The organism is Xanthobacter autotrophicus, assembly GCF_029991245.1.
In the GTDB taxonomy this organism is placed as follows: domain Bacteria; phylum Pseudomonadota; class Alphaproteobacteria; order Rhizobiales; family Xanthobacteraceae; genus Xanthobacter; species Xanthobacter autotrophicus_C.
The window spans coordinates 1-10,923 of record NZ_JAIVFO010000149.1; the positions used below are offsets into that span (position 1 = coordinate 1).

At 70.2% G+C, this 10,923-nt stretch carries 7 protein-coding genes and 1 pseudogene; 4 read left to right on the forward strand and 4 right to left on the reverse strand.

The features are described 5' to 3' along the window. Positions 1–151 precede the first annotated feature (151 nt). The 3 genes from K9U41_RS19175 to K9U41_RS19185 are packed head-to-tail and all read left to right on the forward strand — an operon-like array spanning position 152 to position 5,478. Positions 152–2,392, forward strand: a complete 2,241-nt coding sequence (locus K9U41_RS19175; RefSeq protein WP_282642467.1) for a cellulose biosynthesis cyclic di-GMP-binding regulatory protein BcsB — start codon at positions 152–154, stop codon at positions 2,390–2,392. A gap of 19 nt (positions 2,393–2,411) precedes the next feature. Next, complete coding sequence (locus K9U41_RS19180) at positions 2,412–4,553, forward strand: glycosyl transferase family protein (RefSeq protein WP_282642468.1); 2,142 nt, start codon at positions 2,412–2,414, stop codon at positions 4,551–4,553. A 58-nt stretch (positions 4,554–4,611) separates the two neighbouring features. Then, entirely contained in the window at positions 4,612–5,478 is an 867-nt protein-coding gene (locus K9U41_RS19185; RefSeq protein WP_282642469.1) for a hypothetical protein, read from the forward strand. A 278-nt stretch (positions 5,479–5,756) separates the two neighbouring features. Here K9U41_RS19185 and purH read toward each other — a convergent pair whose 3' ends face one another. Then, complete coding sequence (gene purH, locus K9U41_RS19190; RefSeq protein ID WP_282642470.1) at positions 5,757–7,346, reverse strand: bifunctional phosphoribosylaminoimidazolecarboxamide formyltransferase/IMP cyclohydrolase; 1,590 nt, start codon at positions 7,344–7,346, stop codon at positions 5,757–5,759. A gap of 437 nt (positions 7,347–7,783) precedes the next feature. On the opposite strand from purH, the gene K9U41_RS19195 reads away from it, so the two are divergent. Further along, entirely contained in the window at positions 7,784–8,242 is a 459-nt protein-coding gene (locus K9U41_RS19195; protein WP_282642471.1) for an RICIN domain-containing protein, read from the forward strand. Between the two features lie 26 nt (positions 8,243–8,268). On the opposite strand, the gene K9U41_RS19200 is transcribed toward K9U41_RS19195, so the two are convergent. The 3 genes and pseudogenes from K9U41_RS19200 to K9U41_RS19210 form a co-directional block, all read right to left on the reverse strand. Beyond that, positions 8,269–9,795, reverse strand: a complete 1,527-nt coding sequence (locus tag K9U41_RS19200) for an acetyl-CoA hydrolase/transferase family protein (RefSeq protein ID WP_282642472.1) — start codon at positions 9,793–9,795, stop codon at positions 8,269–8,271. 88 nt (positions 9,796–9,883) lie between these two features. Next, the gene (locus tag K9U41_RS19205; protein WP_282642473.1) at positions 9,884–10,645 is read right to left on the reverse strand and encodes a DUF429 domain-containing protein; all 762 of its coding nucleotides are present in this window, start codon (positions 10,643–10,645) and stop codon (positions 9,884–9,886) included. 1 nt (position 10,646) lies between these two features. After that, positions 10,647–10,923 (reverse strand): annotated as a pseudogene (locus K9U41_RS19210) (hypothetical protein); the annotation flags it as partial.

The window sequence follows — 10,923 nt, forward strand, 5'->3', positions numbered from 1 at the left end:
GCCTTGCCCTCCCCCGCCTTTCCCTCCGCTGCGCCCGCGCCCCGGCGTCCGGCCGGCCTCGCCGCCATGCTCGTGAGAGACTGACATGAGACACCATCCCGCTTTCGCGCCGGCTCTCCCGCCTGCCGTTCTCCCGGCGCGCGGCCGCGCCATGGCAGCCGGAGCATCCGTACGCCCGCTGGCCGCCCGGCTCGCGGCGGTGCTGCTGCCGGCAGGCCTTCTCCCCGGTCTTTTGGCCGGCCTGCTCGGCGCGGCCCCGGCGCTGGCGCAGACGGCGGACCCCATCGTCTCAGCCATCCAGGAACGGGCGGCGGACACACGGGTGACGCGCTCCTACACCCTGTCCGACCTCGGCATCGACGGGCCGGTGGTGCTCCAGGGCATGGATGCGCGCCGCGACCTTTATCTTCCCGTGCCGGCCGGCGTGCCGCTGAGCGACGCGGCCATCGCCCTCGACGGGGAATACCTGCGCGGCGACGGCGGGCGCACCACGCTCGTGCTCTCGGTGGACGGCACCCCGGTCTATTCCCGCCGGCTGGAAGGCGACGGCGGCAGCGCCTCGGCCACCATCGCGGTGGACGGCAAGCCGCGTCCCACCGGCTTCGTGCGCCTGGGCACCGCCTGGTCGTCGGTGATCGGCGAATATCTGTGCGCGGATGAGCGCGGCATCGGCAACGTCTTGAAGATCAGCCCGAAAAGCCGCTTCACCTATTCTTACGAGGCCGGCGCTGTGCGCGACCTTGCCACCGCCTGGAGCGGCATGCCCGGCGCGGGCAGCCTGCTGGTGGCGGGCGGGAGGCTGACCAAGGACACCTATGACACCGCCTGGCGGCTGGGGCTGGCGCTGGAAGCCGCCGGCAAGCGCCTGGTGGTGAAGACCCTGCCGGCCATCGGCGACGAGGTGGACCTCTCCGGCCTCGACGTTCCCGCTTCGCTGCGCGCGGTGGCGCCGTTCTCGAACTTCGTCGGGACCGGCACATATCGCATCAAGGATGCGGCGGATCTCGGCGCCCTCCTCGTGCTGCCGGGCTCGCCGCTGGGCGCCGACGTGGCGGTGGCCGACGCCGGCCTGCTCACGGGGATCAAGAGCGCGCTGGATGCCCTCGGCGCCCGCCTGGGCCCGGCCTCGACCGCCTTCACCGACTGGCGCGCCAGGGCGGCGAGCCTCGGCGCGGCCACCGTGGCGGCGGACGAGGTGAGCCTGCAGTCCCTCGCCGGCCGGCCGGTGATCGCGGTGGGCGGCGCGGCCGGCGGCAAGGCGACGGCGCTGTTCGACAGCTTCTGGCGCACCTCCCTCGCCTCCGGCGCGGTGACCATCCGCGCGGTGGATGCGGCGCCGCAGAAGCCCTCCACCGTCGCCCTCGCCAGCCTCGGCCCGGCCGAGGCCAACCTTGACGTGCTGGCCCGCGGCGACTTCGTGGTCAGCTTCGATCTGGCCGCCGCCACCGGCGGTCATTCCCTGCCGAGCCGGCTCAACCTCGACGTGGCCGCCGCCCCCGGTGCCTCCACCTCGGAGCCGGTGGTGGCGGTGTTCCTCAACGACGTGCTGCTGGCCGCCAAGCGGCTGGAGGCCACCGGCCATCCCGAGCACCTGACCGCCGCCGTGCCGCCCTATGCCCTGGCCGCTCGCAACGTGCTGCGCGTAACCTTCCAGCGCCAGCCGGTGAGCGACCGCTGCCGCGAGACGCCGCAGGCCTTTCCGGTCTCGGTGCTGCCCACCAGCCATTTCGAACTGGGCGGGGCGGCCCCCGGCGGCGATTTCCTCGGGGTGATCGCGGCCATGGCCTCCGGCGGCCGCCTGGTGGTGCCCGACACCTATCTCGCCACCGCCAAAGCGAGCCTGCCCCGCGTGGTGCGGGCGGCGGCGGCGGCCGGCGTGCCGGCCCGCACCAGCAGCTTCGAGGTGGCCGGGCCCGGCGCCTCCTTCCGCGCCGCCGGGGCCTTCCTCGCCCTCGACGTGCCGGTGCAGGGCATCACCCCCAAGGCCCGGGTGGAAGGCGACCGCCTTATCGTCGGCACCGACGACAAGGCGCGCCTGCTCGACATCTCCGGCCTGAAGAACGTGGCGCTGGTGCAGGCCCTGCGCGCGGACGACGCCCGTGGCATCGTCTGGCAGAGCATCGGCCCGGTGGCCATGACGCCGGAAAAGCCGGTGCGCCTGTCCCGAGGCGACGTCGCCCTGGTGGGGGTGGACGGCACGCTCACCGAGCTCTCCGCCTCGGGCGCCGCGCCGGGCACGGTGCGGGTGGCCGACACCGATGGACCCGCCGGCACCCTCCAGCGGCTGTGGCAGAACTCGTCGGACTGGGGCCTGCCGCTGGGCATCGGCGCCGCCGCCTTGTTCTTCCTGCTGCTGATCCGCGCCTCCTACGTGCGCCGTCGCGGCAACTGACGCAGGAAAGATCACCGCCATGTCCACCGCCCTTTCCCTCGATGGACTGTCCCTTTATTGGCCGTTCCTCCTGGCCGATTACATCCGCGTCGTGGAATACGCCGCGGCGGTGGTGGCGGTGATCATCCTGATCTCCTCCCTCGACGACCTGTTCGTCGATGCCTGGTACTGGGGGCGGCGGATCTACCGCCGCTTCGTCATTGAGCCGTTCATCCGCCCGCTCACCCCCGCCGCCCTCTACCAGCGGGACGAGCAGCCGCTCGCCATCATGATTCCCGCCTGGCTCGAATCCGGCGTGATCGCGGCCATGATCGAGAACATGGTGAGCGTGCTCGACTACCGGCGCTACGTGATCTTCGTGGGCACCTACCCGAACGATCCCGACACCATCGCCGAGGTGGAGCGCATGCGCCGGCGCTACAAGCAGCTGGTGCGGGTGGAGGTGAAGAATCCCGGCCCCACCAACAAGGCGGACTGCCTCAACGCCGTGGTGCGCGCCATCTTCCAGCACGAGGAAATGACCGGCACCGAGTTCGCCGGCCTCGTCCTCCACGACGCCGAGGACGTGCTGCACCCGCTGGAGCTGCGCTTCTTCAACTATCTGCTGCCGCGCAAGGACCTCATCCAGATCCCGGTGCTGTCGCTGGAGCGCCACTGGTCGGAGCTGGTGGCCGGCATCTACATGGACGAGTTCGCCGAATGGCACGCCAAGGACCTGGTGGTGCGCGAGAGCATCGCCGGCTCGGTGCCGTCCGCAGGCGTGGGCACCTGCTTCTCGCGCAAGGCCATGCTGCATCTTCTCGCCGACGGGAACGGCGAGGTCTTCAACACCGGCAGCCTCACCGAGGATTACGACATCAGCGCGCGCCTGGCCGAGGCGCGCATGCAGTCCATCATCGCCCGCCTGCCGGTGGACTACCGGGTGACGCGCGAGACCTTCTTCGGCTTCGGGCCGCAGATCGAGCGCGTCATCCGCATGCCCCTGTGCGTGCGCGAATTCTTCCCCGACACCTTCCGCACCTCCTACCGGCAGAAGGCGCGCTGGGGGCTGGGCATCGCCTTCCAGGGCTGGGGCACCATGGGCTGGCGCGGCAGCCTTGCCACCAAATATTTCCTGTTCCGCGACCGCAAGGGCATCGTCACCTCCATCGTGGCGGTGCTGGCCTATGTGGTGGCGGCGCACTTCCTCATCTTCCTCGCCGCCGAGAAGCTCGGCTGGCTGCCGGCCCGCTACCCTTCCATCTTCGCCACCGAAGGCTGGCTGCTGGCGGTGCTCACCGCCAATGCTGTCGCCTTCGCGCTGCGGCTGATCCAGCGCTTCTATTTCGTCGCCCGCGTCTATGGCTGGGAGCAGGGGCTCATGTCCGTGCCGCGGGTGGTGATGGGCAATTTCGTCAATTTCGCCGCCACCGTGCGGGCGTGGCGGCTGTTCCTGGCCAATGTCCTGTTCGGCCGCCGCATCGTCTGGGACAAGACGATGCACGATTTCCCCGACCAGGCGGAACTGGGCCAGCAGCGCCAGCGGCTGGGCGAGCTGCTGCTCACCTGGCAGGCGGTGCTGCCGGAGCATGTGGACGCCGCCCTCGCGACGCAGGACGAGCGCCAGCAGCCCCTCGGCCGCATCCTCGTCTCCCGCGGCTGGCTCGACGAGGAGACGCTGGCGGAGGCCATCGCCTTCCAGTCCGGCCTGCCGCGCACCCATGTGACCGAGCAGATGGTGCGCCAGTTCCACGATCTGCTGCCCCTCGACCTGATGGTGCGCCGGCGCCTGCTGCCCGTGGGCCGCGACGAGACCGGGCGCCTGGTGGTGGCGGTCTCGTCGCCCCTCGGCGAGAAGGCCCGGGAGGAGGTGCGCGAGGCGGTGGGCGACCTGCCGGTCCAGCGCATCGCCCGCGAGAGCGAGATCAATGGCGGCCTGCGCCTGCTGCGCGGCGTCACCCCCGGCATCGAGGGTCACCGGGCGCCGCCGCTGCTGGGCGAGCTGCTGCTGGAAAAGGGCTTGATGCAGCGCGAGGCGTTCGAGGCGGCCATGGAGCAGTACCGCCCGGACGTGGACGGGCGGATCGGCGAATATCTCGTGCGCTGCGGCATCGTGAAGGAAGAGGCCATCGAGGCCACGGTGCGCGAGCAGGAGCGCCGGCAAGCCGTCGCCGCCCTGTGAGACGGCGGGCCAGCCCGTTTCTTCATCCCGCCGGTGGCGACCTCAGATGGGGCAAGCCATGACCTTGGTGAGCCGCCGCGCCGCGCTCGCCCTCGGCGCCACGGTGGTGGCCGGGGCCGGCCTTGCGGGGCTGGATCTGGCGGTGCGGCGGCCCGGCCGCGCGCCGCGTCTGATGGAGGGCATCGTCTGGCAGGTCCATGGCGGCCTGCTGGACCCGCGCGGCGACTGGAACGAGCTGGGCGCCCGCAGCCTGCTGGTGCAATGGCTGGTGGCCGACGGCACCGCCTTCGTGCCGCTGCCCGACCTCGGCCTGTCGCTGATCGCGGATGCGCCCAACTGGAGCCGCATCGCCCGCGAGCCGTGGGCGCAGGCCATCATCGCCGGCCTCGCCGGCCGCTTCAAGGAACCGGATGCCCGGCGCGAGGTGCTGGCGCTCGGCGCGTTGTCGGCACAGGTCGCGCGGCAGAGCCTGCCGTTCACGCCCGCGGGCTTCTATTTCCCGGTGGAGGCGGACCCGACCTGGACCGGGGTGGGCCAGATGGCGGCGGCGATCGCCCACATCCCCCGGCCGCTGTGGGTGAGCGCCTATGACAATTCCAACGTGGGCGCCAAGGCCTTCGCCGACTGGGTCGAAGGCTGGCTGCCGCAGGACGTGGGGCTGTTCTTCCAGGACGGGGTGGGGGTTCATACCCGCGCGCCGGAGGCGGCACGCTCCTACGCGCAGGTGCTGACGCAGCGACTGGGGCGGGATCGCTTCAGGCTGATCGCCGAGGCCTTCCGCCCGGCCGGCGGCGACCTTTTGCGCGCCGCCACGGCGGCGGAGCTGCTGCCCCAGCTTCGGGCTTACGAGGACTTCGAGGTCTTCGTGTTCGACGGCCCGCATTATGTGGACCGCCTGCTGGTGAAGACGCTGCTGGCGGGGTAGGGGCGGGCGCTGCTGTCCCGGCCGCCGCGCCTCGCGCCCCCTCTCCCCTTGTGGCCGCCCTGTAAAAGTCCCCAATGGCCAGGACAAAAGCCGGTCCCCCTCTCCCCTTGCGGGAGAGGGCCGGGGTGAGGGGTGTGCTCGGTCCTGGGCGGACGGGCGTTTCGGGTGGCACCGCCCCTTCACCCCCAACCCTGTCCCGCAAGGGGAGAGGAGAGCACGACCGCTCAAGGCGCTTTCGCAGAGGCCCCGCAGGCGGTCGCCCCTTTCCTCGCCGGTCCTCAGTGGCGGAAGTGGCGCACGCCGGTGAAGACCATGGCGAGGCCCGCCGCGTCCGCCGCCGCGATCACCTCGTTGTCGCGCATGGAGCCGCCGGGCTGGATCACCGCCGTGGCGCCCGCCTCCACCGCCGCCAGCAGGCCGTCGGCGAAGGGGAAGAAGGCGTCGGAGGCCACCACCGAGCCCTTGGTGAGCGGCTCGGCCAGGCCCAAAGCCTCGGCGGCGTCCAGCGCCTTGCGGGCGGCGATGCGGGCTGAGTCCACCCGGCTCATCTGGCCGGCGCCGATGCCCACGGTGGCGAGGTCCTTGGCATAGATGATGGTGTTGGACTTCACGTGCTTGGCCACGCGGAAGGCGAAGCGCAGGTCGGTCAGCTCCCGCTCCGTGGGCGCGCGCTTGGTGACCACCTTGAGGTCGAGGTCGTCGGCGCTGGCATTGTCGCGGCCCTGCACCAGCAGGCCGCCGGCCACCGTCTTCACCGTGAGGCCGGGCGCGCGCGGGTCGGGCAGGGCGCCGGTGAGCAGCAGGCGCAGGTTCTTCTTGCTGGCCACCACGGCGATGGCCTCTTCCGTAGCGTCGGGGGCGACGATCACCTCGGTGAAGATCTCCACCATGGCGCGGGCGGAGGCGGCATCCAGCGTGCGGTTGACCGCGATGATGCCGCCGAAGGCCGACACCGGATCGCAGGCCAGCGCCTTGGCATAGGCCTCCGCGAGGGAAGCGCCTTCGGCCACGCCGCAGGGGTTGGCGTGCTTCACGATCACCACGGCGGCGGTGCGGGCGGGGTGGAACTCGGCCACCGCCTCAAAGGCGGCGTCGGTGTCGTTGATGTTGTTGTAGGACAGCTGCTTGCCCTGCACCTGCCGCGCCGTGGCGACGCCGGGACGGATCTCGTCGGAGGCGTAGAAGGCGGCGGACTGGTGCGGGTTCTCGCCGTAGCGCAGCGCCTCGATGAGCTTGCCGCCGAAGGCGCGGAAGGCGGGGGCTTCCTCCTTCAGCTCGCGGGCGAACCAGTTGGAGATGGCCGCGTCGTAGGCCGCAGTGCGGGCATAGGCCTTCTGGGCGAGCTTGCGGCGCAGGGGCAGGGTGGTGCCGCCATGGGCGGCGATCTCGTTGAGCACCGCCTCGTAGTCGGCGGCTTCCACCACCACGGCCACGTCGCCATGGTTCTTGGCCGCGCCCCGGATGAGGGCCGGGCCGCCGATGTCGATATTCTCGATGGTCTCGTCGAAATCGGCCTTGCGGGCGACAGTGGCCTCGAACGGATAGAGGTTCACCACCACGAGGTCGATGGGGGCGATGGCGTGCTCGGCGAGGGACGCCTGGTGGCCGGCATCGGCGCGGATGGCGAGGATGCCGCCGTGCACCTTGGGGTGAAGGGTCTTCACCCGGCCGTCCATCATCTCGGGGAAGCCGGTGAGGTCGGATACGTCCTTCACCGGCAGGCCGGCCTCGGCGATGGCCTTGGCGGTGCCGCCGGTGGAGACCAGCTCCACCCCGTGGGCAACGAGGGCCGTGGCGAACGGCACGAGACCCGTCTTGTCCGACACCGAGAGAAGGGCGCGGGTCACGGGACGGATATCGGCGGTCATGGAGCGGCTCCGGTGATGGGATTGCCGCTCGCCTATCACCAATGGGCGCCAAGGGCCAGCCGGCAGGCCCGGTCTGAGGACATGGCCGGTCAGGAGCGGTGGCATGGCGGGGAATGGAACGCCGCGCGCCGTGAAGCCCTGTCTCCCACCCGCGTGCGAGCGGAGGCGAGGAGGCCGGAGCCTAAGAGGGGGTGCCCCGAAGGGCGTTCCACGCCTCGCGCAGGACGTAGCCGAGGACTGGAAATCCCGATCTCTTCTTCCTCAACAAAGGTATTCGGATCGTCTCGTCCCTCAAATGGCGGATGCGCCCTTGCCGGTTGCCATGATTAGAAGAGACCCATGGGGGTCATTCTTGGCTGAGCAGAAGGAATGGCACAATGCTCAACTGGCATGGCGCCGTCAGATGCGCCGCTTCCGTTTGTACGATCGTCATCTGCATGGCCGCGCTCATCGCTCCGGCCGGGGCGGCGCCACCTCCCTCCGGTCGGGTCCAGATCGCCAATGCGAACAGCAATCTGTGCCTGAGCCCTGCCGGCGGGACCGACAACCAGAACGAGCAGACCGTTCAGTACCACTGCGATACGCATCCCTCGCGGGCCTGGGTCATCGAACCCATCGAGGGCAACATCGTCAAGATACGGAACGTGAACAGCAATCTCTGCCTGACGGTGGCGGGCGGGAACAGCGATCGCAATACGCCTTCGGTGCAATATAGCTGCGACGATCATCCCTCTCGCCGCTGGCTCTACGCGCCGTTTGACGGCGGCCTGTTCCGGCTGGTCAATGTCAACAGCGGGCTGTGCCTGACCATCGCGGGCGGATCGACGGGGCTCAACCAGACCGCGGTGCAGTTTCCCTGTGACGAGCACCCGTCCCGCTTCTTTCGGCTGCGATAGCCGGGCGCCGTCGCAGGATCGCCTGCTCAGGCGATCTTCAGCTCCTGCTCCGGCAGCATGGAGCCGGTCTCGCGCGCCTTGACGTGCCAGGAGAGCGCTTCCTCGATGATGTGCGGGGTGTGGCCGCCCCGCGCGCAGCCCCGCGCGAAATAATCGTCCAGCGCGTCGCGATAGAGCGGGTGGACGCACTTGTCGATGATCACCCGCGCCCGCTCGCGCGGCGCCAGCTCCCGCAGATCGGCAAGGCCCACCTCGGTGACGAGGATGTCCACGTCGTGCTCGGTGTGGTCCACATGGCTCACCATGGGCACCACGGAAGAGAGTGCGCCGCCCTTGGCGATGGACTTGGTCACGAACACCGACAGATAGGCGTTGCGTGCGAAATCCCCCGAGCCGCCGATGCCGTTCATCATGTGGGTGCCCCCCACATGGGTGGAGTTCACATTGCCGAAGATGTCGAATTCCAGCGCCGTGTTGATGCCGATGAGCCCAAGCCGGCGGATGATCTCGGGATGGTTGGAAATCTCCTGCGGGCGCAGGATGAGCCGGGATTTATAGTCGGCGATGCGCGGCATCACCTGGTCGTGCTTGGTCTTGGACAAGGTGATGGACGAGCCGGAGGCGAAGTTCAGCTTGCCGGCGTCGAACAGGTCGAAGGTGGAATCCTGCAGCACCTCCGAATACATGGTGAGGTCGGAGAACGGGCTCTCGATGAAGCCGTGCATCACCGCATTGGCGATGGTGCCGATGCCGGCCTGCAGCGGCTGCAGGCGGTTGGTGAGCCGGCCGATCTTCACCTCGTGCTTCAGGAACTCCATGAGATGGGAGGCGATGGCCGCCGTCTCGTCGTCCGGCGGCAGCACGTTGGAGGCGCTGTCCAGCTTCTGGGTGATGACGATGGCCGCGATCTTCTCCGCCGGGATCGGGATGAAGGGCAGGCCCACCCGGCTCTCCGGCGCCACCACCGGGATCGGCTCGCGGAACGGCCGGCGGGTGGGGATGTAGATGTCGTGCAGCCCCTCCAGTTCCATGGGCTGGGTGAGGTTGATCTCGACGATCACCTTCTTGGCGAGGATGGCGAAGGTGGCCGAATTGCCCACCGAGGTGGTGGGAATGATGCCGCCCTGCGCGGTGATGCCCACCGCCTCGATCACCGCCACGTCCACCGGGCCGAGCTGGTTGGTGCGCAGGTGCTCCACCGTCTCCGACAGGTGCTGGTCCACGAACATGACCTCGCCGGCATTGATGGCCTTGCGCAGCGCGGGGTCGGACTGGAACGGGATGCGGCGCGAGAGCAGGTGGGCTTCCGCCATCTGCTTGTCGAGGTCGTTGCCCAGCGAGGCGCCGGTGATGAGCGTGATCTTCAGGGGCTCGCCGGCGGCATGGGCCACCTTGGCGCGGGCGGCCAGCGCCATGGGCACCGCCTTGGCCTCTCCCGCGCGGGTGAACCCGCTCATGCCCACGATCATCCCGTCCTGGATGTGGGCGGCCGCCTCTTCGGCGGAGACGATCTTGTCGGCGAGGGAAGAGAGGCGGATACGCGCGTGAGGCATGGCGAGACGGTCCGTGTCATGAGCCCATCCCATCGCGCATAGCGAGAGGGAGGCTGCGGCCGGAATTCGACTTAAGAGAAAATCCCGCTCAGGCCAGGATGCCCACCGGCAGGCCGAAGGCGTCGGCTTCCGGTGGGTCGGGAAAGCGCAAGGCCTTGCCTTCGGCCACTCTTTTGGCGGTGACGGCGCAGGCCGCGGCATCGATGAGGTCGTCCAGCCCTGCGCCGAGCGCGCGGGCGGTCTGCGCGTTCAGCAGGGCGGTGGGCACGCCCGACGCCGCCAACAGCATAAGCCGAAGGTCGAGGCCGGGCGCATGGGGCCGGTTCTTCACCTTCTTGGGCTGGTCGAGGGCGGCCTGGCCGTTCATGGCCCAGAAGGCCACCTCCGGGTGGCATTCCACCAGCCGGTCAGCGAGGCCGGGGCGCTCCCGTAGCAGCGCGTCCACCTCGGCGATCTTGGGGAACAGGTGGAAGCATTGCTTGGCCACCGCTCGCGGCGGATCGGAGGTGGCAAGCGCAGCGGCGCAGGCGGCACGGTAGCGCGTGGTCTCGTCGCCCGGCCCCACGCCCGCCATCACGGCGGCCCGCGCCGGCACCGAGAAGACCGAGGATTGCCGCATGCCGAGCAGTGGCCGCACCAGCCGCTCGGGCGTGCGCCCGCCCGCTCCCACCCGTTCAGGTAGGCCGATGGGCATGTCGATGGCGGCAATGTCGGGCGCGTCCGGCGCCTCGAACAGGGGCGCGACGGTGGCGGTGCGGGACAGGCGCAGATTGTCCGCCCCGTCCCACCGGGCCACGATCCAGCCGCCGCGGCACCCGTCGATGCCGGCGAACGGCAGGGCCGGCGTCACCTCAATCCTCCCCCGCCTTCGCCTTGGGCAGGGGGAGGGTGGAGGCCTGGGGGATCGGCGCGGTGTAATATTTGCGCTTCACCGAGCCGGTCTCGGGGTTGCTGGACGGCCCATAGGACATGGGCACGCCCTGAGGCCCCACCTGCCAGCCGGGGGGCATGCCCTGCGGAGCCGGGGGCTGCTGCGCGGCGGGATAGGGCTGGGGCGCCGGCCGGCGGCCCGAAGACACCGATGCAGGCGGCAGGGAGGATGGTGGCAAGGACGACGGTGGCAAAGAG

Excerpts from the sequence above, each read along its gene's own strand:
- K9U41_RS19185 (WP_282642469.1), top strand. The coding sequence starts at position 4,612 with ATGACCTTGGTGAGCCGCCGCGCCGCGCTCGCCCTCGGCGCCACGGTG.
- purH (WP_282642470.1), bottom strand. The coding sequence starts at position 7,346 with ATGACCGCCGATATCCGTCCCGTGACCCGCGCCCTTCTCTCGGTGTCG.
- K9U41_RS19175 (WP_282642467.1), top strand. The coding sequence starts at position 152 with ATGGCAGCCGGAGCATCCGTACGCCCGCTGGCCGCCCGGCTCGCGGCG.
- K9U41_RS19200 (WP_282642472.1), bottom strand. The coding sequence starts at position 9,795 with ATGCCTCACGCGCGTATCCGCCTCTCTTCCCTCGCCGACAAGATCGTC.
- K9U41_RS19195 (WP_282642471.1), top strand. The coding sequence starts at position 7,784 with ATGGCCGCGCTCATCGCTCCGGCCGGGGCGGCGCCACCTCCCTCCGGT.
- K9U41_RS19180 (WP_282642468.1), top strand. The coding sequence starts at position 2,412 with ATGTCCACCGCCCTTTCCCTCGATGGACTGTCCCTTTATTGGCCGTTC.